Source organism: Spiroplasma endosymbiont of Halictus nicosiae (genome assembly GCF_978018445.1).
The window spans coordinates 2361674-2385650 of the sequence record NZ_OZ389573.1; the positions used below are offsets into that span (position 1 = coordinate 2361674).

The 23977-nt window shown below is 25.1% G+C and carries 27 protein-coding genes; 10 read left to right on the forward strand and 17 right to left on the reverse strand.

Features of this window, described 5'->3' with window-relative positions:
- From ACZ91P_RS16020 to ACZ91P_RS16035, 4 genes are all read left to right on the forward strand, one after another.
- Positions 1–300, forward strand: coding sequence for a hypothetical protein (locus tag ACZ91P_RS16020; RefSeq protein WP_465157294.1), 300 nt, complete (start codon positions 1–3; stop codon positions 298–300).
- Between the two features lie 487 nt (positions 301–787).
- Complete coding sequence (locus ACZ91P_RS16025) at positions 788–1072, forward strand: PTS sugar transporter subunit IIB (RefSeq protein WP_465157295.1); 285 nt, start codon at positions 788–790, stop codon at positions 1070–1072.
- A gap of 347 nt (positions 1073–1419) precedes the next feature.
- Complete coding sequence (gene mgtA / locus ACZ91P_RS16030) at positions 1420–4134, forward strand: magnesium-translocating P-type ATPase (protein WP_465157296.1); 2715 nt, start codon at positions 1420–1422, stop codon at positions 4132–4134.
- Between the two features lie 189 nt (positions 4135–4323).
- Complete coding sequence (locus tag ACZ91P_RS16035; protein WP_465157297.1) at positions 4324–5889, forward strand: APC family permease; 1566 nt, start codon at positions 4324–4326, stop codon at positions 5887–5889.
- 805 nt (positions 5890–6694) lie between these two features.
- Here the strand turns inward: ACZ91P_RS16035 and ACZ91P_RS16040 are convergent.
- Positions 6695–7672 (reverse strand): IS30 family transposase, encoded by a 978-nt coding sequence (locus tag ACZ91P_RS16040; RefSeq protein WP_465157298.1) that lies wholly within the window; start codon positions 7670–7672, stop codon positions 6695–6697.
- Between the two features lie 400 nt (positions 7673–8072).
- Between ACZ91P_RS16040 and ACZ91P_RS16045 the strand changes: the two genes are divergently transcribed.
- Positions 8073–8204, forward strand: a complete 132-nt coding sequence (locus tag ACZ91P_RS16045) for a hypothetical protein (protein ID WP_465157299.1) — start codon at positions 8073–8075, stop codon at positions 8202–8204.
- 660 nt (positions 8205–8864) lie between these two features.
- The gene (locus ACZ91P_RS16050) at positions 8865–9377 is read left to right on the forward strand and encodes a lipoprotein (protein WP_465157300.1); all 513 of its coding nucleotides are present in this window, start codon (positions 8865–8867) and stop codon (positions 9375–9377) included.
- Positions 9378–9405: 28 nt separating this feature from the next.
- Here the strand turns inward: ACZ91P_RS16050 and ACZ91P_RS16055 are convergent, their stop codons facing one another.
- The 15 genes from ACZ91P_RS16055 to ACZ91P_RS16125 form a co-directional block, all read right to left on the reverse strand.
- On the reverse strand, positions 9406–9612 hold the full coding sequence (locus ACZ91P_RS16055; protein ID WP_465157301.1) for a hypothetical protein: 207 nt from the start codon (positions 9610–9612) through the stop codon (positions 9406–9408).
- Positions 9613–10073: 461 nt separating this feature from the next.
- Complete coding sequence (locus ACZ91P_RS16060; protein ID WP_465157302.1) at positions 10074–10487, reverse strand: hypothetical protein; 414 nt, start codon at positions 10485–10487, stop codon at positions 10074–10076.
- Between the two features lie 318 nt (positions 10488–10805).
- Positions 10806–11258, reverse strand: a complete 453-nt coding sequence (locus tag ACZ91P_RS16065) for a hypothetical protein (protein WP_465157303.1) — start codon at positions 11256–11258, stop codon at positions 10806–10808.
- 360 nt (positions 11259–11618) lie between these two features.
- Positions 11619–11831, reverse strand: a complete 213-nt coding sequence (locus ACZ91P_RS16070) for a hypothetical protein (RefSeq protein WP_465157304.1) — start codon at positions 11829–11831, stop codon at positions 11619–11621.
- A 173-nt stretch (positions 11832–12004) separates the two neighbouring features.
- Positions 12005–12160: a hypothetical protein gene (locus ACZ91P_RS16075; RefSeq protein WP_465157305.1), complete on the reverse strand. Its 156-nt coding sequence runs from the start codon at positions 12158–12160 to the stop codon at positions 12005–12007.
- Positions 12161–12180: 20 nt separating this feature from the next.
- Positions 12181–12873 (reverse strand): hypothetical protein, encoded by a 693-nt coding sequence (locus ACZ91P_RS16080; RefSeq protein ID WP_465157306.1) that lies wholly within the window; start codon positions 12871–12873, stop codon positions 12181–12183.
- A 13-nt stretch (positions 12874–12886) separates the two neighbouring features.
- Positions 12887–13156 (reverse strand): hypothetical protein, encoded by a 270-nt coding sequence (locus ACZ91P_RS16085; RefSeq protein WP_338992729.1) that lies wholly within the window; start codon positions 13154–13156, stop codon positions 12887–12889.
- 20 nt (positions 13157–13176) lie between these two features.
- Positions 13177–14391, reverse strand: coding sequence for a hypothetical protein (locus tag ACZ91P_RS16090; RefSeq protein ID WP_465157307.1), 1215 nt, complete (start codon positions 14389–14391; stop codon positions 13177–13179).
- Positions 14369–14500, reverse strand: a complete 132-nt coding sequence (locus ACZ91P_RS16095; protein WP_465157308.1) for a hypothetical protein — start codon at positions 14498–14500, stop codon at positions 14369–14371. The genes ACZ91P_RS16090 and ACZ91P_RS16095 overlap by 23 nt, the downstream gene beginning before the upstream one ends.
- A 12-nt stretch (positions 14501–14512) precedes the next feature.
- A complete protein-coding gene (locus ACZ91P_RS16100; protein WP_465157309.1) occupies positions 14513–14989 on the reverse strand; it encodes a hypothetical protein in 477 nt (158 codons plus the stop codon).
- A gap of 322 nt (positions 14990–15311) precedes the next feature.
- Complete coding sequence (locus ACZ91P_RS16105; protein WP_465157310.1) at positions 15312–16046, reverse strand: hypothetical protein; 735 nt, start codon at positions 16044–16046, stop codon at positions 15312–15314.
- 98 nt (positions 16047–16144) lie between these two features.
- Complete coding sequence (locus ACZ91P_RS16110) at positions 16145–17371, reverse strand: hypothetical protein (RefSeq protein WP_465157311.1); 1227 nt, start codon at positions 17369–17371, stop codon at positions 16145–16147.
- Positions 17372–17858: 487 nt separating this feature from the next.
- Positions 17859–18257 (reverse strand): hypothetical protein, encoded by a 399-nt coding sequence (locus ACZ91P_RS16115; protein ID WP_465156549.1) that lies wholly within the window; start codon positions 18255–18257, stop codon positions 17859–17861.
- On the reverse strand, positions 18238–18621 hold the full coding sequence (locus ACZ91P_RS16120) for a hypothetical protein (protein WP_465156547.1): 384 nt from the start codon (positions 18619–18621) through the stop codon (positions 18238–18240). The genes ACZ91P_RS16115 and ACZ91P_RS16120 overlap by 20 nt, the downstream gene beginning before the upstream one ends.
- Before the next feature lie 61 nt (positions 18622–18682).
- A complete protein-coding gene (locus ACZ91P_RS16125) occupies positions 18683–18967 on the reverse strand; it encodes a hypothetical protein (RefSeq protein ID WP_338988664.1) in 285 nt (94 codons plus the stop codon).
- A gap of 773 nt (positions 18968–19740) precedes the next feature.
- Between ACZ91P_RS16125 and ACZ91P_RS16130 the strand changes: the two genes are divergently transcribed.
- Genes ACZ91P_RS16130 through ACZ91P_RS16145 form a run of 4 tightly spaced genes read left to right on the forward strand, consistent with a single transcriptional unit; the run spans position 19741 to position 22410 of the window.
- Positions 19741–20079, forward strand: coding sequence for a hypothetical protein (locus tag ACZ91P_RS16130; RefSeq protein WP_465157312.1), 339 nt, complete (start codon positions 19741–19743; stop codon positions 20077–20079).
- Between the two features lie 5 nt (positions 20080–20084).
- On the forward strand, positions 20085–20360 hold the full coding sequence (locus ACZ91P_RS16135; protein ID WP_465157313.1) for a hypothetical protein: 276 nt from the start codon (positions 20085–20087) through the stop codon (positions 20358–20360).
- Between the two features lie 56 nt (positions 20361–20416).
- The gene (locus ACZ91P_RS16140) at positions 20417–20836 is read left to right on the forward strand and encodes a P-type ATPase actuator domain-containing protein (RefSeq protein WP_465159030.1); all 420 of its coding nucleotides are present in this window, start codon (positions 20417–20419) and stop codon (positions 20834–20836) included.
- On the forward strand, positions 20719–22410 hold the full coding sequence (locus ACZ91P_RS16145) for an HAD-IC family P-type ATPase (RefSeq protein WP_465157314.1): 1692 nt from the start codon (positions 20719–20721) through the stop codon (positions 22408–22410). Before ACZ91P_RS16140 ends, ACZ91P_RS16145 begins: the two co-directional genes overlap by 118 nt.
- Before the next feature lie 91 nt (positions 22411–22501).
- On the opposite strand, the gene ACZ91P_RS16150 is transcribed toward ACZ91P_RS16145, so the two are convergent.
- On the reverse strand, positions 22502–23854 hold the full coding sequence (locus ACZ91P_RS16150; protein ID WP_465157315.1) for a M17 family metallopeptidase: 1353 nt from the start codon (positions 23852–23854) through the stop codon (positions 22502–22504).
- Positions 23855–23977: the final 123 nt, after the last annotated feature.

Sequence of the window (23977 nt, forward strand, 5' to 3'; positions counted from 1 at the left end):
TTGTTAGAAGGATGAAAAAGCAAAAGTGGTGAATGGTCAGCTAATAGAACTCCAATTTCAATTGTAGTAAAAGTTGATTGATGAATATCAACTACAACGATTAATATTAAATATAAAAAAATTCCGGCAAGTTGATGACAATTAACATCTGGGATAGAGGGACTTATTGATATTCTTTCTATTGATAAAATTAAAGTATTTATTAACCAATTATTTAATTACGATTTAACAACTGATTTATCAATAAAAGTAAAACTTATTAAGTGAGATTTTAATTTTTCAATTCCACTTAATGGATAAATTAAAAAACTTATACCATCAATATTAAAAATTAGTGGACATAGTAGTGATGCAATTGATAATACTGCTGTAGAATTAGTTAGTGGATTAGTTCAAATTGAATATCAGGATGAAAAAGGAGGGGCATGAAAAACAGCTACTGAAATTACTGATTTAGCATCAGCACTAGAAATGCGAATTAATATTAATAATATTAAGTTTAAAGTTAAATCAATTAATGATCCGATGATTTTACTTGAAACAACTAATCCGGATTTACATCTAATCTTTATTCTAGATATTGATTCTAAAATTTTTGGGAAATAGCTATTTTTTAAAAAAATAAAATAGGAAAAGAATACTTTAATTATTAATTAACAGAAGTATTCTTTTTATTTTAAGAAATTATTGAATTAATTTAATGTAATAACATTTTATTGTTATGATTGCATTTTAAATTATAATCAGTATAATTTAAAAAGATTATAAGTAATAAATGGAGGTCTAAATGATAAAAATTGCTTTAATTTGTTCAGCAGGAATTAGTGCTAATCGAATTTTAGATAAGATTAATGATGTTATTGTTAAAAATAATTATGATATGCAATTTTTTGTGATAACACCAGAGCAATTAGATAATAATTACAATATTATTTTATTAGCTCCTCAAGTAGAATATTTATCAACAAAAGTAGTTGCTATTGTGAAGAATAGCAAAGTTGCTGTGTTACCATCAGAATTATATATTAATAATGATTCTAAAGGGATTATTGATTTTGTTAATACGTTATAAGTTCAAATTTTTTGTTAAAAATTTTTGTTTTATTCAATTTTACGATAATTTTTTTTAAATAAGGTATATTTGCCTTATTTTTTATGCTAAAATATATAGGTATTCTTTTAAAGAAAGAAAGAGTGGTGATTTCTATGCTTGAACAGCAGGAACAGTCCGGACTGTTTTTACAATTAAGCCAGATTATTAAGGGTATCAATTTTTACAAAAGTAATACATTATTTAATATTGTTTCTGACCATTAAGAAGATAATCACCGCAGTTATTTATAATTGCTACTATTTTTAGTTGTGCTAATTTATCTTATTTTGTTGTGTTATGAAACAAAGTAAGAGAGGAAATAAATCATGTTTGGAAAAGATAGAACAAAAGAAACTTTATTAAAAAAGCTAAGTTTTAATGATAAAAAATTAAAAGCATGTTCAAAACTTAACCAACCTGAATTATTAAACGAATTTAAAAGTAATAAGTTTGGGATAAAGACAGCTGATGTAGAAGATTTACAAAAAGAATATGGACACAATAAAGTAGATACTACTAAATTTAATTGAGTTCTAAACTTTTTTAAATCATTTTTTGGACCTTTTAATTTAGTCCTAATTGCGATTAGTATTTATAATTTTTATGAGTATTTTTCAACTCCTATTGCAGAACGGGGAATTGCTGATATTTTACCAGCAATTATTGTAGCAGTTATGATTTTTGCAAGTGGAACAGTTGTTTATATTCAAACAATAAAAGCACATTTTGTAACGAAAAAATTAATTAATATTGTTAGTAATAAAGCAACAGTGATTCGAGATGGTAAGGGATATACTGACATTAATTACGAAAATATGTTTGAATTAATCAAAAAATCAGAAGATATTGATGTTCGTGATTTAGTACCAGGAGATTTGATTTACTTATCAAGTGGGGATATGGTTCCTGCTGATGTTCGTATTTTAGTTAGTCGTGATTTATTTATTAATCATGCTTCGTTAACCGGAGAATCAATGCCAGTTGATAAACATGCAACAACAGATAAGGTTAATTTATTAGAATTAGAAAACATTTGTTTAATGGGTACAAGTGTTGTTTCAGGTAGTGCAATTGCAATAGTTATTCAAACGGGAGTTAAAACATATTTTTCGTCAATTTCGAGTGTATTGCAAGAAAAACGCCCTTTAACTAATTTTCAAACAGGAGTGCAACGAGTAACATTCCTATTAATTATGTTTGTGTTGATTATGGCACCAATTATTTACTTAATTTACTCAGGAACAAAAAGTGATTGATTAGGAGGAATAACATGAACAGCGGCAGCTATTGTTGGAATTATTCCTGAAATGCTGCCAATGATTGTGACAAGTAATTTAGCACGAGGAGCTCGTAAAATGAGCCGCAGTAAATTAGTATTTAAAAATTTAGGGGCAATTCAAAATTTAGGGGCAATTGATGTTTTATGTACAGATAAAACAGGAACTTTAACAAATGATAAAATTGAGTTAATTAATTATGCTAGTTTCGACAATAAAAAAGAACTAGATTTATTGAAATTATTATACTTAAATAGCTATTTTCAAACTGGAATTAAAAATTCACTAGATTCAGCAATTATTGATTATGTTAAAGAAAGTACACACTATTTTGCTCCTGATAAATATCAAAAAGTTGATGAAATTCCATTTGATTTTGAACGTCGTCGTTTAACAATTATTGTTAAAAATGCAGCAGATAAAAAATTAATTTCAAAAGGAGCAATTGAAGAAATTATTAATGTTTCAAATAAAATTTATTATCAAAATAAAATTGTTGACTTAGATGATGAAATGAGAAAACAAATCATTAAGACGGTAACTCGTTTGAATGATCAGGGATACCGTGTGTTAGGAATTGGTTATAAAGTTGTTAATGAAAATCAAAAGGTTTATAACATTAATGATGAAAAAGATTTAATTTTTTATGGTTATGCAACATTTTTAGATATTCCTAAACCATCAGCATCAAAAATGGTTAAAGTATTAGCTACTCGTGGTGTTGAATTAAAAATTTTAACAGGAGATAATGCTGCTGTAACGCGTTCAATTTGTGATTGTGTAGGAATGAAAATTAAAGGAATTATTTCTGGGGAAGAATTAGATAAATTGACTGACTATGAATTAAAACGTGCGGTTGAAATTAATAATGTTTTTGTTAAATTAAATCCAACGGAGAAATCACGAATTATTAGTTTGCTAAAAGCGAATAATCATGTTGTTGGTTTTATGGGTGATGGCATTAATGATGTGCCTGTATTACGACAAAGTGATATTGCAATTTCAGTTAATAATGCAACTGATGTTGCTAAGGAAGCATCAGATATTATTTTATTAGAAAAATCATTAGATGTAATTGAACAAGGAATTGAAAAAGGACGTTTAACATTTGGAAATATTTTAAAATATATTAAAATAACAATGGCTTCACAATTTGGGAATGTTTTTACTTTAATTATTGTGGCTTGATGAATTCCATTTACGCCAATGTTGCCAGTTCAAATGTTATTTCAAAATTTAATTTATGATTTTTCACAATTTGCAGTCGTATTTGACCGTGTTGATGAAGATTTCTTATTACAACCACAGCGCTGACGTACAAAAGGTATGTTATCATTTACCTTTGTTAACGGCCCAATTAGTAGTGTTTTTGATGTAATAACCTTTATTATTTTGGGGTATGGGTTTGGTGTCTTTAGTGCATATCATGCTGATCCTACTTCGGCAAATGCCGCTTATCATGTTGCAATTTTTCAATCGGGTTGATTTATTGAAGGATTAATTACTCAAACCGTTGTTATGTTAATGTTTAGAACAAAAAAAATTCCATTTATTCAATCAAAACCAACTTGATTAGTTAATGTTGCCACAGGAATTGTTCTATTATTAGGATTCTTAATTCCATATGCATTGAACAATGTCTTTCCAATGACAGCACCACCATTAGTATATATTCCAATAGTCATAGGAGTTATTGGAGCGTATTGTATCACTGCTCAATTATTAAAAGTTGGTTATATTAAAGTGACAAAAAATTGATTATAAAATAATTTTAAAGATAGTTAAAAGGAATGTTTATTTATGATAACCATTCCTTTTAATTATTATTTTAATGTTAAAATAATTATTAGATTTATGTTATAATTTTAATTATGGAATAATATACTAAGTATTATTTAAATTTTCATAGTTTTAAAAAACAATAAAAATGAGTAAAAATGATGAGGTGAAGTTATGCAGAAAAAAACAGCACAAAAATATGGATTTTTTATGTGCTTTTGTATGGTTGTTGGAACAGTTGTTGGAACAGGAATCTTTTTTAAAAATGAAGGTGTATATGGATTAACTAATGGGAATGGAGTTCTAGGTTTAATTGCATGGATAATTGGTGGTCTAATGGCTCTCTCATTTGGATTATCATTTATGGAAATTTCATCAGCAAAACAAGATTCAAATTCAGGTATTGCTTTGTATGCAAAGATGTTCGGGGGAAAATGGTTTGGTCGTGTAGTGAGAAACGCTATGAACCATATTTATATTCCGTTAACAACTTTTACTGTTGCTTATTATACAACAAAAGCTTCAATTTGAGCTTTTGGTGGTAGTTTGACCGCAGAAATCGTATTTAGTGAAAAAGTTGGAGGTTATGCTAATTATCAATTAATTTTAACGAGTTTTTCAATTATTTATACTGTTTTATTAATTTATATTTGTACTTATTTAGAAAAAACAGGAAAATATATTCAAATGACAACCGTTGTTTTAAAATTAATTCCATTAATTTTAATTGGGTTAATTGGAATGTTCTTTTTTAACAATGACCCTAATGCATTAAGTAAGAGTGGTTTAGGTGATCCTGATAAATATAAATTAGTTGTAAATAAAACTGGATTGGAAATGATTTTAATGGCTTTGCCAGGGATTCTATTTTCATTTGATGGTTTTTTATCAACAACATATATTCAAAAGAATGTTAAAAAACCAGAGCGAAATATTCCATTAGCTTTAGTATTAGGTTTAACATCAGTAACAATACTTTATTTACTTGTTTCAATTGGAACTTTAAATTTAGATGCTAAAGGAAGTGTTGCTGTTGCTGCGGGTAAAATTTTTAGTGATCCGGTTATTAATAAAATTTTTGAACGAATTATTTTCTTCTTTATTTTAATTAGTGCTTTGGGAACTTTAAATGGATATAGTTTTTCTTTAGTTAAGCTAAGTCATTCATCAATTGAAGATAATTTTATTATTGGTGCAAAACTATGGAATAAAATTATGAAAAAATATAGTATTAATTTTGCATTTTTTTTAGCATCAGTTATAATTACATTAATATGAGGACTAATTATGGGTATTCCAACTATTTTTGCAAAAGAAACTTATAATTTTTACGATTTTATTAGTAATGCAGGTGTTGTGATGGCATTTCTAATGTATGGAACAATTATTGCTTTGGGAATATGAAATCGTTATCATCAACGGATTGCAACAATTAAAAATTTATATTTTCTTCCAGCTGCAGTTATTAGTGTACTTTGTATTATTGCTATTATTGGATATAATATCTATTCATATTTTTTAAATGCTATTGTAATGCCAGAAAAAACTGGTCCCATTTTAGCAATTGCATTATTATTGCTAATTTTAGTTTTGCCATGATTTGGGATATGAATGAAAGAAAATGATACAATTAATAAAAAGTTAACTATGACAATGCCATTTAATGATAAAAATTCTAGTAAGGATTTAAAAAGAAATTTAGTAGAAAAGTCAGATACAAAAGAAAAGGATAAGACATAAATAATTTATTAAATGCTATAATGTTTTATTAATGTTCAACTTTGTTATAATAAAATAGTATTAATTTAAAGTTATATTAAAAAGAGAAAGGATATTATTTCATGAAAAAAATACTAGCTTTTTAGGAACAATTAGTATAATTCCTAATGTAATACCTGTAATAGGTGCTGTAAGTATGTATGATAAACCAACAAGTTTAGCACAAACTAGTAGTAAAAGTAGCATAAATAAAATTACATATTCTTATAATTTTTTTACGGAAACAACAATATTTCTGCTACAATACAATCTAATTAACCAGTTTTTATTGTTAGGTTATTAAAAATAAGAGTACTAAAAATTTTAATGTATTCTTATTTTTTTATTTATTATTAATTATGTTTTATTTAAATTATTTTCGTTATAATTAACATAAGAATAAAATTATGAGAGGCTAAGGTGAAATTTTTTAAAAAGGATAAAAAATATTATTGATTTAGGAATTTTATTACTTTAAGCCTTATTTGATTTATAAATTGTTAATGTATGTGTTAAAAGTCCTAAATTTATAATTTAGGTAAAAATATTTTTTAAGAAAGGGGTCTTGGAATGGCAAAAATAATAACTAAATTTAAGGGAAATAATAAAGAGTTTAAGCGGTGTAAATTGTACTATGAAGTGTAGCAGTTTATTTGTTATCATTATAACATCAATAAAATAAATGTTCAATATAATTTATTTTAAAAAAATTTAGTAGTTTTGTCTTAAATTTATTAATTTTGACACACCAAAAAATAAAATGATTAAAATTTTATAAGTAATTATATTAAAAATTAAACACTTGTATAAAAACTTCTTTTGAAGATAGTCAATGTAAAGATTTTTTAAGTTTAGAGTTTATTATATTGGCAACTTCTTGATAATAATTTCTTGAATAAATACTTAAATCAATTCCTTTGGAAAATCAATGTCTAAAATCACGAATTGCTCTTTCAACTTTGGGTTTTTGAGTTGGAGTTCCAGCGTCACAAAAATATACTTTAGCATTTGTTATTTTTTCAATTTTTTCTCAATCAGCAAATTCTTTGCCTTGATCTGTTATTATTCCTTTGCATCTATCTTTTAAAAATCTATTAGAAAAAATTCGTTTTAATGCCTTTGTAACTTCTTTTGTTGTTTTTTCTTTTAATGGTTCAATGATTTTAAATTGCGTTAATTCTTCGATTAAAACTAAACAAACACTATTGTTTTTACCAACCATAGTGTCCATTTGAAATCAACCAAATTCACTTTTATCATGTTTTGCTTCTTCAATAGTTCTAAAATTTCTTATTTTACCGCGATTATCAATCCTATTTTTTGTTTTATATTTTCTACCGTGAAAATACAAATTATCTTTCTTGAAATTTAAAAATCCCAAATGAATATATTTATATAAAGTTTTAAAACATATGGGAAATTTAACACCAAACTCTTTTTCATATTTTTTACAGATTTGTTCTGGTGAATCATGAAATTTGTTATATTTTTCATCTAGTCATTCTAAAATATTTAGCAATAATGATGATTTTTTAAAACATTTTTGTCGTTTTTGTAAATAATCTTCCTGTGCTAATTTAGCGTCATATTCATTATCTTTTAACCTTTTTATTTCTCGTCTAATTGTATTGCGATTTTTATGCAATATTTTTGCTATTTTAGATATATTGGATTTACCATTTTTTCTTTTTAAAGAATCAAGTTCTAATAAATCTTTTAACATTACTCTTTCTTTAAAAGTAAAATGATGCTTTGTTTTATCCATTTTAAAAAATCCTTTCTTTTATATACAAAGTTAATTTATAGTTTTTTGAGGTTTTGGGCGAGCGGTTGATTTTCTTAAATTTTTGTGATAAAATGACTTATAAGTTAAAAAAGTTTTGAGATTCTTTCAAACAAATTTGGGAACCTTTATAAAATTCTTCGCTTAATGCTTAGAATTTTTCCCAAGTATTTTGAAAAGCGCGGCAAAAATTTTTTTAAACTTTAAGGCATTTTTCACAAACTTATGAAAATCCCGCGAGACGAGATTGACCCTTTCCATATAATAAATTAAATAATTTTGTTTCAAACTCTTTAATAGTCCTTGTATATATATAATGTCAATAGATCTTGATAAAATGTTTCAATAAAGTTTCAAGATAAAGAAAAGGAGAAAAACAAGTATGAAAAAATTACTTAGTTTATTAAGTGTATTAACAATTAATGGAACTGCTCCCTTGATTGAAAGTTCTTGTTCTTGTTCTAATAAAAAAAATAAAAATAATTATGAAAATGATATTAATAAATTAAATTAAGGAAATTTAGGCATAGAAAAAATAAATAGAGTAAAAAGAAATACAATAAATAATAAAACTCAACATATATTTAAAACTAATAATGGATTAAACAAGCCAACAGAAGAACAAATTAAAGAAGCAATAATAGAGTTAAATCCATAGTTAGATACAAAAAACATCAATGTTACAAATATTACTGAAAATAGTGCAGTAATTACTATAGCCAATTTTAGTGGCCAAAAAACAATTCATTTTAAAGTTGAAACAAATACTAGCAATAATGAACCTTTTGTAAGTAGTCCTAGTCCTAATGCCAGTTCTGATGGTGTTTCATTAAATTTTAAAGTAGAAAAAATTAATACACCAGAAAAAATAATTGCTAAAGATGTTAAAAATGTTACAGAAGAAGAATTAATTACAGCATACCAAAAATTTATGAAGAATATGATAGATTAAATTCTAATTTTAATAATAACAGTAAATATCTTTTAAAATACGAAATGGTAAAAATAAAAAATATGAACTTTCCTGTTGATTTATCATTTGAAAAAATAATTAATAATTTTTCTATTAGTGGATAATTTTATTATTGATTTTTCTATCCTGTTTTTGATTAAGAAATACATAATTTTAAATTGCCTGCTGCACATTTAATTTAAATAAAAAGAAGTTAAAAAAATGAAAAAATTATTAAGTTTATTAGGAGCAATTTCATTAGTAGGAACAAGTACAACAAGTTTAGTTGCTTGTAATAATACACCACAAGAATATACAAAGGAAAAATTAGAACATTTAAAAAAAGAAAACCAAATAAATACTGATAACCAAGAAATTAAAAACAATTTAGAATGAATGGCAGCGCAAGAAAAACCATTTAATGAAGTAGATAATAAATATTATTTTGTTGTGTGGCGTAGTGATGATAAAAATGATTGACGCATTATTAAATTTAATAATAATAAAGTTAATATAATAATTGATAATTTTAAACATTATGAGTTAGAAAAATATAATTTGCCTTTATTAGGTAATGATTTATATATTAAAAATGAATCAGGAATTAGATATGCAACTTGAAAAGATGATACGAAGAATACTTATTTTAAATCAGTTTATCGTTGAAATGGTGAAGAACAAAAATTACCTAATTTAGATACTGATGAAAATTGTAATATAAAAGTTAATACATAATAAAAAGTCATTTTCAATAAATGACTTTTTATATTTCTAATGTAATTAATGATAATTTTTCATTATTTTTATTAAATAATTGTAAATTATTAATATTAATTTCTTCTTTTTCTGTAAAGATTTTAATACCATAATCCCCATAACTTCAAATACCTGATATTTCAATTTGATTTAAAATAAATAGTTTTTCGTCATAAGTTATTTTAATGTTATCTTCAACTAAATTTTTAGTCATACTCATTCAAACTGCTTTTGAATAAAGTAATCTATATCATTGAGAAAAATAGTTTAAATAGTCTTCTATTTTGTCATTAGAAATAATTAAATTTGTTTAATATTTCCCATATTCTCCATCTGATAATTTAATTTCAGCAGGAATAAGTGATGGGATATTGTTTGTTTCTAATTCATTTGTTATTGATAATCAGTTAAAATAATTTGTTTCTAATTGATAAATGGGGTTTTCTGAAATATCATTGTTTTTAACAGTTACTTTAATTTCACTATTTTTGTTGATATTATTTTTATTTTGTAAATTTTAATCTATAATTTGTCCGGTTTTTGTGTCAATAATTGGTGTATTAGGTTCTAATATATTTCCATCCCAACGATAAATAAATTTAAAATAAGTTTTATTTTTATCTGTTCTTCATTGAGTAATAGCAACTGGATTATTAATTTTATTAATTACTAAATCTATTGGAAAAAAGGAGCCTTATATAAATATAATTGATAATTATTTTTTAATTCTATATTCTTATTTTGTCCATCCGATAAATAAGTATCATTTTTAAACTTATTAATTTCTCAATTATCATTTTTATTTCCACGCCACACAACAAAATAATATTTATTATCAACATTATTAAGCGGGTTGACATTTGGATAAACTTCTTTTCAATAATTTTTTGGTGGTGGAGGAGTAGGACCACCAGTAAAATCAAAATATAATGATTTTAATTGCAATAAACAATTTTTAAATTCCCAATATTCAACTTCTTGTTCTGTTGGATTAGACATTAATTCAAAATAATACGGAGAAAATAATTTAATATCATCATTATAACCTTTATTAATTGCGTATTTGCTATATGTGTAATTTGAAAGCATATAGATAATTTGTTTAAATATTTTGACAACATTACCCTTAATAAGGGTAGGATTATCTAATTTTCAATTTTTAAATAAACCATCAATTACATCTTCGGGTTTTTGTCCTTCAAATTTTTGGCGTAATTCAGCCGCTTTATTAGTAGGATTACCTTTTTCATCGTATTTTGCCCCTTGAAATTTTCGATCATAATTATAACGATAAGTTAAATAATTTAATAAAACTTTTTCTAAACCATTTTTATTTATTAAATCTAAAATATCTTTTCCTTGAATATAGTTTTTGGCTATACTTCATGGTAAAAAACTTTCAGTAAATTAATACTGAAATATTCTTACATTAGGGTTTGTTTCAATTGGCATTGATAATAAAGGTACTAAACTAGCATTTTCAACTATTGATGATGGATAAGAATAAACACCATTTACATTGCCTCAGCATTTAATATTTCCAAATAACATAGATTTAGGGTATTTAATTTCAATCCCAGTAAATACTGTATCTTCGGGCAATGATTTTTGTAAAACTAAATGAATACTATTTTTGTTTTTTCACTTAAAATTAGTTATTTTAACTAAATGCATAGATTTAATAATATTAACACCATCGGGTGTATAAGGTCGTTTATATTCTTCGATAATATAGCATTCATTTTTATTTTCTTCACTAATTGGTTCATTAATAGATACTATTTTTAAGTCTAATGCTTCTAAAAATTCTTTGTCTTGTTTTGAAATATTATTAATTAAAATATCTTTTTCATTAATCATTACATAACTTGTGCTATTATCTTGGGTTGTGGTATTTTGTTGAATTTGTAATTTAAAATTAAAATCACTAATTTCATAACCAGTTATTTTAATATATTCATCTTTGTCAATAAAACCTATTTTAACGCTATTTTAAGAGTAGTTTAAGATTGGTTTTTGCTTTGTCTTAACACAAGATATTGATTATTAATTTTATAAATATATAAGGTTCTTGCGCGGTCTTCACTAAATAATTGTTCTAAATCAGGGTCGCTTATTGTGATTGATTAGCAAAATCTAAAGGAATACTATCAATTGAATAGTCAATTGGTTCATCATTTTCTGCTAATTGTGCTAACATTTTCTCTGATGGTTTAAACATTATTCTTGTTCTCCTTTTTCATTAGGTATATTAATAATAGTTTCGTTGTTTTTTAATTGTCTGTTTAAAGTAGCATTAACTGGTAAGCAAACATCAACAATTAACTCATCAATATTTTTAATATTGAATGTTCTACTGTTTAAAATAGCATTATCATATTTAATTAACTTAATAATAAATTCAGTTAATTTAATTTCTCTAATATATATCATTTGTTCGTATGATGCTTTTGTTTGAATATTTACACCAGCAACTTCTGCCTGAGTTTGTTGTGCTCCCGTAGCAATGGCGGGAACATGATGTCGATTTATTTTATAGTAATTTGTTAATAATCAATCATATATTTTAGTTAATTGTTCACCTTTAAAATTACCAGCAATATAGTCTACTGGTTGAAAATTACTATCAGGTCTCCTTCAACTAATAACAAGTCATTTTCAATAAATGATGCCAGCATTTTACTAATTTCTTGCTCAACCACACCAGTAACTCCGTTAGTATTAATAGTAAATTTACCACTATTTAATAATGGATCTAACATTATCTTTTCAGCAATAATATCTAAAATACTAGCAAATTGTTTATCATAACGAGCAGAAGGCTCAAAATTAGGGTTATTAGGAATAATTTCAATTGGAATAAAATTAAGTGGTAATATTTTTTTTTTTTTTGTAATGTTGTATAGTTATTTCATTTAGCATCATCAATATATAAGTCGGTAATAGTACTGTATAATCGTGTTTTTAACTTTCTAATAATTTTTACTTGTTTAGTTACAGCATCAATTTCTAATTTTTCAGTAATAAAAATACTCTGGTCATTTTTAATATAAGGGTCATAATCAAAAGTACAAGATACTAAATTACCTAATTCATCATATTGGTCATTGTAAAAATCAATAGTAATAAAATTAAGTTTTAAATTATTAGCAAAAATAAAATAAGCACCCTTACCATATTTATTGATTTTATATTCGTTATATCAATTCTTATTAGTGAAATCTTGCATTTTTAAAAAGATATTAATTAATTTAGAGTTTGTTTGTTGATTAGTAAGTGGATTATAAATGCTAATTTCTAAATCTCGCGGATTTAAAAAATTAGCATTATCTTCACAAATTATTTTTTCTAAAATCTCATTATGTTTTTGAACAGTAACATTTTTACGATTAGTAATCGTTGATGCTAAATTAAGATAATAACTATCAATATCATATTCTTTTTTTAATTTCTTTTTTGCTGGTAATAATCCCATTTATATCACCTCTTTATTTTGTATCTTCTTTTTTAATAACATCTTCAATACTATCTTCTTTTTGTTTTTTGTTATGTGTTTTGATAAATCTAATTGTTTCAATAATTAAAACTATAATTCCAGCTCCGATAAGCATTGCTGAAACAATAACATATGCTGGTCAAGAAATACCTAATGTTTTTTCTCCTATAAAACAAATAATAATTCCTGCGATAAAAAACAATGATGAAACTCCAAAGATTTTTAAAAACATAATTACATCTTTAATATTTACTTTTGGCATAAAATAATCTCCTTTCTAACTTACTTTTTTCTTTCAATATATAATTTAGTCATTTTAGCAGCAGCATTTTTTGAATATATTATAATTTTTCCATTATTTCTTAATTGTGAAATTTGATTTTCATTACCAGTAGTTGTTATTCCACTTGATATATTTCCTGTAAATACTTTATAAGTTGATAAATAAAAACTATTTAAAAATTGATTATTAACTCATACTTTATATTTATATTTATTTTTATCTCAATCTTTTATTTGATATTCACTAACATTAGGAGTTCAATCAGTAATATCTACAATTTCTCAATCACTACTTTTAATTTGATAATGTTCATTAATATATTTTGTAGTTGGTAATGTGTCATCAATTATTTTTAATTCTGATGTTGTACTTTTTTTAACAATTTCAAAGTTAACAGTTATATCATTATTTTTAAATGAAGGGTCTCAAATTTCTAATTCACCTGTTTTTTGATTAAATGAAGCATTCGCTTTACCACTTTGAGTAGGCATTAATTTAATTCCAATTTGTCGTGTTCTCATATAATTAACAAACTCACCGCCACTAGTTGGATCATCAATTGCTAATTCATCATTGTAACCGTTTGTTACAGATATTTTACCTTTATTATTACCATCCTTAGTAATAACAAAATCATTATGATTTAATGTTTTCATTATAGAATCTGGATTAATAATATTAGCAGTATTAGATTTCCAAACTTTATTAGTTTTATCATAAAAAATAGTATCATTATCAAAGGGAACATTTATTTCATTATTGTTATTTTTAACAATAGTTTTATTGTCAATCTTAGTTTTTTCTTTTTCTATTAAAGCATCAACTTCTAATTGAGTATAATATGCTTTTAAATCAATCATTGTTAAATCAATACCTTCTTCTTGAAAAGTACGAAACATTTTCTTTAAAGTTGTTAAATTAGCCAATGATTTTGCATATGCAGGCAATAGACCTTGTCAAGTAATCATAGGGTCATTTTGCGATGAATAATTAATATCACCAACACTCATATTTGCCGAAGTAAAAAATTCAATTGGAATGCGGTTAAATGTTCAATGCTCAATCGTAATAAACACCATATTAATACAAATTTTCTTTAATAATTGATCTTTAAATGTTTCAAACTTTAGTTTTGAAAATGGATAGTTTAAGTAAGAATTAATCATATTTTGGGCTCTTAAAGCAAATATTTTAAATCATAATTCTACCATCACCTTTAAAAAACTTATTATAACGAACTGGAACTTGTGCAATTTTACCTGTCATTGGAATAAAATTATTATAATTTTCCAAAGTAACATTTTGTCATAATTCATTTAACATTTAATCATCTCCTTATCATTTACTTTTTTTAGAATATATTTTCTTTAATATAAATTTTTTACTATTTAGTAATGTTTTTGTTTTAATTGTTTTGTTTAAATCTTGTTTTGTTCTGAGTTGTTTATATGCTTGAAATACTAGTCCATTACCTAACAAACTAGTAACCGCACTATCTTCTAGCGTATTTAACAATTTATCTTTATTAAAGTTATTTTTAAATTGTTCTTGCATTTTTAATATCTTAGCAATTGTCCGATATATTTTAAAACTATCTTTTACTACTTGCTGATAAACAAGTGGGGCAAAAGAAACTAAATTAAACAAACTTGTTTTTTTAAATCCCCAACCAATAAACCACTCACTGTTCATATAGAATTTAAACGGTTCAGGAGCCAAAACAAACTCTTCTGCTTTGATTAAAGTTGTCATAATGACAATAGGGACATATTTAGGATTTTTATAATATATTGTTAAAGCAACTTCATCCACAACTGATAAAGGAACAATTTTAACTGCTAAAAAAAATCAGAACCATAAGCAAAAGGTAATAATTGACCTTTTTTAATAGCCTTAGTTTCAAATTTAGATAATATTTTTTTAGTTTTATCAGTAATTTTACTAATTACTTTTTGTTTAATAGTAATTATTTGTTTTTCAATTGGGGCTAATAATTTTTTAGTTACTTTTTGAATATAAAAATTTGGGTTTAAATAATTTAAAATTTTATTTAATTTAATTGGTGTTTAATGAAAAATATTTAATAATTTATTATTATATATTTTACTGCCCCGTATTAAATTAGCATTTAATATTAGGTTTTTACCAACACCTTTTTATGAAGATTAGTCATTATGTTATATCACTTATTAGTATTAATTTTGCTTATTTTATCAATATTTAATCCATATTCAAACAATCATTTATTAGCATTTATTTCATTTATGCGTGGTATTTTTTGAACTAATGTAGGACTTATTTTTTGAATATTTTTTTCAATTTTTAATAAATTATTAATTGTTTCTAATTTAGAAACTTTAAAACCCTTATAAAAATCATTTCAAGCTAATTTTCAAATTGTATATAATAAAGTTTCATTATTAGCTTGTTTTGTAAAATCAAATATTAATTTATCAGATAAAATCTTTTTACCTCTAACTTGTCTTACAACATCTTTTAAATTATTAGCAGTTATTACACCTAATTTTTCAAGTAGTTTAGTTTCTTTCGCTAATTTTAAAATTTTAGTTCTTCGAGCAGCATGCGTTAATTTTCCAATACCACCAATTGCTGGTAGCAAATTTAAGGCAGTACTTTTTACTGTCACTTCTGATGTTAATTTATCGTATATTTGATTTACGGCAAAATCGGTTGCTGTTTCTACTTCAAATGAGATAAATGCTGCGGCAAAATTAGATAATCCCGCACTAAGACCAACAGCCGAAGCAATACCACCAGTTAAAACTGATAAACCAAGTGCTAAAACTTGAATTCCTAAAAATTCTAATAACTGTAAACCAAAACTTTTTTCTTGTTGTTGGATTGACAATCTAGTTGGATTTTTTTAACAGCATAAATAAGGGCTGTTTTAGATCTTCCAATTGGCATATCATTTATCAAACGAAAAAGTACTATTTTTTAGTACTATTAAGAATTTTTAATTTTAACATCAATCGGATTTGTTTGACCAGTAGCGTTGTTTTTACCTTCAATTTGAACTTCAACAGTTTTATCATTTGTAATATTAATTGGTCAGTCTTCACCTTTACTTTCAATAAAGTAATCAAAATCACTTTCAGTTAAAGAACTATTTACTGCTTTTACTGCTTTTAAAACAACATCTTTAAATTGTGATTTTAACTGTTCTGCTGTTGCTTTTGTTGGGTCTGTAACATGAATATTTGGTTTATTTATTTTATTAATTTTACTAATATCAATTTTTGAAACAATATGTTTAATAATTCCTTTTGGTTCAACCAGTGCTCCACCTAAATATAAAACTCTTTCCATAATCAAAGTATTACCCATTCCAGCACCCAATGCAGCTGCACCAACTCTTAATGGAGTATGGTCTTTTTTGTGTAAGATAAGAGGGTCATATTTTTTACTAAATTTAAAGGCAATTGCATTAACACCATCTGGTAAAAGAGTAATTGTTCCTTCTGTACCATTTTTATTAATAATTGGTAATTTTTTAGGAACCATATAATATGTTGTTTCTTCAACAGTTTTCATTGCTCCGCTTGTTTCAATTACATTGTTTATTTGGTCATTTGCTCCAAGTTGTAACTGTAATTTATTACGAATTCCACGAATAAAATCAGCCGAACCTAAAACAACTGTTTCTGAAGGGGTAAATCCATTTTCATATATTTTATTCATAATTTCATCGTGAATTTGTAAAACATTAGTATCATCTGCTTTTTGGCCTTGAATGGTTGTAACTACTCCTTTATTAATAATTTCTAAAATTTTATTACGTTTATAAGCAACCTCAGTATCCATTGCTTGTTCAATATCAGCAGCCCAAAGATTAGGGTCAAAATCACTTTCTACAGGGTCTAATTTACGAGCAAAAGTTAAAATTGTATCTAATTCAACAATTCCATCATCAAATTCTACTTCTGAATAATTTAATAATTTATCATCAGTATTAAATACTTTCTCATCTTTACCAAAACCTTCATTATATTTAATATTTTTCTTTCTTTTATATGATAAACTAAATTTACTTGCATCTTTTCATGCAAATAATGCTTCTCAACTAAATTTTTGTTGATAAGTTTGTAAATATCATTGTTCAAATGTTTCTTGATCTCGTTTTGTTGCTTGATTAGCAATATCTCCGAAAATTATTTGTGGGTTTTGTGCCATAATTTACTTCCTTCTTTCTATTTATTAAATACATTGTCTGTATCTAAAATATTGTTTTCTTTGTTTTCTACTTTTGGTACGCCCCCAGTATTAACTGTTTGTACCTTAATTAATTCATCATAAACACTTTGCAATTGTGTTTTAATGATTTCAATATCATCAGTAATATAATAAGACTTTAATAAAACATTTTTAAATTCTTAATTATCAGTTAAAGAATTAATAAAGTCAATTACTTCAATTTGCTTTAATTGAATTGTTTCTTGTTCAATTTGTGAAGTTAATTCAGTATTTTTTGTTTGTAGTTCGTTGGTTTGCTGATTACTATTTTCTAAATTAATTGCATTAAATTCTTCAACTTCAGCAGTATTTTCTAAAATAATTTCAGCAGTTTTAATATCTAAACTACCATCTTAATTTTTAATAGGTTCACTATTTTCATTAATAAGAACATATTTTACATTTTTTAATGCCATTGTTTTTCCTCCTATTTTTTAATATTTGTATTTGTTCTTTTTCTAATCGCTTTTTGTATAATTTCAAAACTGTCTACTCTAAAAGACAAAAAATAGCGTTTAGTTTTTATATTTAACTGATTAAATACTGAGCCTTTAATTTTTATCTCATCATCTTTTTTTAATTTCAAAAACTCAGTTAAAATAGATGGGTTATATATTGATAATGTTGAGTAATTTAATCTTTCTCACTGACATTTAGCTGAACAAGCATCAACTTCAAAACCACCAGAAACCAGTGCCTTAATCTTAGTTTTAATCGGATTTTCATGTAATCTAACAGTTAATTCTAACTTATTAACTTTTTTATTTTTTATTTTAGGTTTATTAGTTATTGATTTTTTAGGTAAATTACTTTTTGTTTGTGCCATTTTTTTCTACTCCTTTTGCTAAAAAATACTGTAAATGTTTTCAAGCATCGTGTTCGTGTTCTGACATTTTAATATTTCCTTTATAAATATAATTTTTCTTAATGACTGGTGATTGTAAAATATATTTTAAATTAAATAGATATTTGCATAAAACTTTTAAACCACCAATAAATTTAGGAGTAGATAATGGATTTTTTATTTTTAAACCCTTATGAAGTTGATAATCTTCAATTATTACAATAACTTTATTTAAATAAGAACAAATTTTATTTTTAAACTCATTTAATATTAAATACATATTATTTATTACTTCTTTTTCATTTTTGGAATTAAAAGTAATATTATTAATTATTTTCTTTTGCAAAACATTATAAATAATAATACAAGTTTGTCCAATTCCAGCAGGTCAATTGCAATAATATATTTTAATTTATTTGTTTTATTTTTTTGTCAATTTGTAATATTTTTCATCCATCGGATGCTAAATCTAAAATATCGTTAATTTTATAATATTGCATATATGAAACAATAACATCTCACTTGTCTTTAAATAAATTTAAGTACATTTTGGCTCATTCTAAACATTGCAAATCATAATGCTTTTTATGATGTGAAATACGACAATTAATAGGTTGACAATTAACTCAATCAAATGATGTTGTTATTTCATTTCAAGTTTTATTAATATATTTACTTTTATATTCTGTCATTTATCTATACTCCTTAATTCTTTTTATTTGTTGTTCAAATTTCATCATTAATATCATTTACTGTTACCAGATAAGCTTGTATCATTAATTTTTGTAATTTATTTTTAATTTTTTTATTTCATTTTTTCATCAAATATTTTTCTTTCTGTAAAAAAATATAATATTCCTTTATTGGTTAATATTTTGATATTTAGTAAATAATTTATTTTAATATTTAATTACTTCGCCGCCGGCTCCACTTTGAAGGTGGGCGGGGGCGGATAGGATATTTTGATAGAGTTTACCCCCATACGGAAATAAACAAAAAACAGTTTACCCAGTTATTAATTACGCTTGATCCATCCCTACACAACTTTATATAAAGAAAATAACCTTTTGGAGTTCCAACCCTCTTGTTTTTTAGTGTCCAATATAGTTTTTGGGTTTAACAACACTCTTTTTATGAAAACAAGCCAAAAAACACATGCTCTAACATTTCGCAAGTGATTAATCTTGCCGAGAATTAAAGAAATAAATAGTAGTAGTAAATCCAATCGCTTTCACACTTTCTTTGAGGCTTTGTGCCATAGATGAGTTATCCATCTTTAAGCATCAAAAAATATTAAGTTTTAAAGATTGAATTTTGGATTAATCGTTAGATAGTATTTTTATTTTTTTATCTCATTATCTTTTTTAATTCTTTATTTATTAAATATATTTTTTAGTAATTATATTTAACAATTAACTAACAACTTAATAAAACAATTATTCAAAATTTTTTAAGAAAAGAAAGGATGGATTTTTCTGAAAAAACATATTTTATTAAGTATAAAAGATACTATCTAACGATTAATCCAATAAATATAAGTATTTTTTACAAAATAAAAAGCACTTTATTCTTTTTCAATAAAGTGCTACATTTGCATTTACAATTTACAGGGCGAAAAAAAGAAATTGGTTTTTTAAAAACTGATGAGATTAAACAAATTTCCCAGTTTTCTCAAAGCGAAATTTTAGAACATTTTGAACTTAAAAATTTTGGTTTAACTTATGATGAAGCAGAAGAAATGGGTAAAAATATGGTGATAATTCACAAGAAAAAATGAAATTTCATTGATTTAAACATTTTTTAAAAGTATTGTTAAATACTTTTAATAATATTGTTTTGGCTTTAATTGCGACCTATAATATAATTAGTTATTTTACTTTAGGTCGCGATAGTTTTGAAGTTATTGGAGTGATTATTATTGTTATTATGATTATTATTAGTACTACAATTGCATATGTTCAAGATATCCGCAGTTTTTTCGTGACAAAAAAACTAACAGATTTAGTTAGTAACACAATTACAGTAATTCGATTAGAAGATGATAAAAAATTTCTGAAGTATCAGTTAAAAATAATACTAGTTTAATTCGAGAAGCAAAAGAATTAGAAATTCATGAATTAGTACCCGATGATTTAATTTATTTATCAAGTGGGGATATGGTTCCTGCTGATGTTCGAATATTATGAAGTAATGAACTTTTTATTAATCAATCCAATTTAACCGGTGAGTCGTTCCCTCTTGAAAAACATGCTAGTTATAACCGTCATAAAGCAAGTTTACTAGAGTTAGAAAATATTTGTTATACGGGAACAAGTGTTGTTTCAGGTAGTGCAATTGCAGTTGTTATTGGTGTGGGAACAGAAATATATTATGCGACAATTTCAAAAACATTACAAGTTAAACCACCAAAGAATAGTTTTAATCGTGGAATTAAAAGAACGACTTGATTACTATTATTATTTATGTTTGTAATGGTTCCCATTGTTTTTTTATCAATGGAATTACAAAAAATAATTGGTTATCTGCTTTATTATTTGCTATTTCAGTTGCTGTTGGTTTAACTCCAGAAATGTTACCAATGATTGTGACTTCTAATCTTGCTTGTGGTGCCAGTCGAATGAATAAAGCCAAAGTAGTTGTTAAAAAATTAGAAGCAATTCAAAATTTAGGGGCAATTAATGTTTTGTGTACAGATAAAACAGGAACTTTAACAAATGATAAAATTGAATTGGTTGATTATCAGTTATTAGATAATAAAAAAGATGATCGTTTATTAACATATTTATATTTAAATAGTTATTTTCAAACGGGATTAAAAAATCCTTTAAATAAAGCAATTATTCATTATATTGATAATCATCATTTATCTAGTTTTAAGGATGATTATCAAAAAATTGATGAAATCCTCTTTGATTTTAATCGGCGTAAATTAACGGTTGTTGTTTCAGGCAAAGACAAGCATCACACTTTAATCTGTAAAGGGGCAATTGAAGAAATTATTAAAAATTGTACAAGAATTGAATATAAAGGATTAGCATATAACCATGGTCATGATGCCGATACTTATTATTCAACAAAAGATGAGAAAAATTTAATTTTTTATGGTTTTGTTTCTTTTCTTGATAAACCAAAACCTTCTGCAGCAAAAATGATTCAATTATTGCGAAAAAATGGAGTACAATTAAAAATTTTAACGGGTGATAATGAACAAGTCACAAGAGCAATTTGTGATCGAGTTCATTTAAAAATTCGTGGTGTTATAACTCGCGATTATATTGAAAAATTAAGTGAATTTGAACTCCGTGATGTTGTTGAACAAAATAATATTTTTGTTAAATTAAATCCATTACAAAAAGCAAAAATTATTACAGCTTTAAAACAAAATCAACATGTTGTCGGTTTCATGGGTGATGGAATTAATGATGCACCTGTTTTACGCAAAAGCGATGTTGCATTATCAAGAGATATTGCAAAAGAAGCATCAGATATTATTTTATTAGAAAAGCCCTTATTAGTTATGGAAAAGTGAATTATTCAGGGACGACAAATTTTTGGAAATATTTTAAAATGTATTAAGATTACAATAGCCTCTAACTTTGGAAATGTTCTGAGTATTTTAATTGCTTCAGCATGATTATTATTTCAACCAATGATGCCAATTCAAATTCTATTTCAAAATTTATTATATGATATATCCCAATTGGCAGTAGCATTTGATAAGGTTTATGTAGACTTTTTATCAAAACCACAAACTTGAACAACAAAGGATATTTTACCGTTTGTTTTTGTTAATGGACCTGTCTCCTCAATTTTTGATATTTTAACTTTTGTTGTTATGGACTATTATTTTGGGGTTCTTGCCAATCAACAACACATCACAGCTGAACAAATTACTTTATTTCAAACAGGTTGATTTATTGAAGGATTAGTGACCCAAACCTTAATTGTTCAAATGTATCGAACAAGAAAAATTCCATTCTTTCAATCAATGCCATTATGGCAATTATTGCTATCCAGCATTGCCGTCATTTTGATTGGAATGACCTTACCATTTACATCATTAGGGCCAAAACTAAGTTTAGTACCATTACCCGCAATGTATAATGAGTGAAGGAGTCAAAGATTTATATATTAAAATTTTTAAGCGATGATTATAGATTTACTTTTAGTAAATCTATTTTTAATGCAAAATAAAAAAACATATTGCTTTTACAAGATGTTTAAAATTATTTTTTAAATAATTCAAATAATGTTTTAATCATTACTCCAGTTCCACGCCCATCTTTAGTATCCGCTGTCCCAGCAATGTCTAAATGAATATATGGTTTTTCTTCTACAAATTCACATAAAAAGGCAGCAGCAGTTGAACTACCAGCAAAGCGTGAACTTTCAGCATTTGTTAGATCAGCAATTGGTGTTTTACGCATTACAGCAGTATGTTCTTCTAAAATTGGCATTCTTCAAATTCCTTCATGAGCTTTAGAAGCTGCTTGTGCAAATTGTTCATATCATGCATCATTATTAGCAAAAACACCAGTTAATCATTTTCCTAAAGCTACTAGAATTGCACCAGTTAATGTTGAGGCTTCAATTAATTTATCCACATTTAATTTACGTATAGCATAAGTAATACCATCAGCTAGAACTAATCTTCCTTCAGCATCAGTATTATCAATTTGAACAGTTTTTCCGTTCATTGATGTAATAACTGATTCAGTTAAAGTTGCTTTTCCTCCAATTCGATTTTCTGTTAAACAAGCCACCGCAGCAATATTTGTTTTAACTTGTGCTTTTGCTAAAGCTAATACTGTTGAGCAAACAATAGCTGCTCCTGACATATCAAATTTCATTCCAGTTAATGCTGTTGATGGCTTTAAGTTATATCCACCACTATCAAAGGTAATTCCCTTTCCTATTAAGCCAACTTTTTCTTTTTTATTACTATCACCTAGATATTCTAAGATAACAACTCGGGGTTCTAAATAGCTTCCCGCATTAACAGCTAAAAGTAAACCCATTTTTTCTTTTTCAATTTCTTTTTTATCTAAAACTGTTACTTTTAAATTTGGGATTCCTTTTGCCATTGTTGTAATTTTTTCAGCAAAAACTTCTGGATACATTAAATTTGGTGGTGTATCTTGTAACATACGAGCAAAATTAACAAATTCCATTTTAATTTGAATTTCTTTAAAAATAGTAGGTGCCTTGTCACAGTTATGTATTAAATTAATTGTATAAACTGATTTTTCTTTTTTATCTGTTTTTAAATTATAATTATCATTTAAAGCATATAATGTTCCTTCTGCTAGTGCTTTAAAAATATGAGTATTTACTTCAGCACCTTTTTTGAAAGTGTTAACATCAATATTTAAACTATATTTAATTGTTTTTATAAAATTTTGGCTAAAATCTTCAACATTTTTAAAAGTTAATGCTTTTTCGAAATAAGCATAAATTGTTTTTTCTTCTGAAATTAAAGTTGTTGCACCGTTTTTTGGGACAACTAATGGGTTAATTTCATCACCCTTAAAAATTGCTTTTAGTGTTAAATCTTGTTTTTTGTCATTTAATAATACCATTGTAAAATTCCTTCTTTCTATATAGATAATTATATACACAATATTATAACATTATCTAGAATAACAATAAAAATATTTTGTTTTACGTTATAATATAAAAAGGTAAATTTAAAAGAAAGAGGA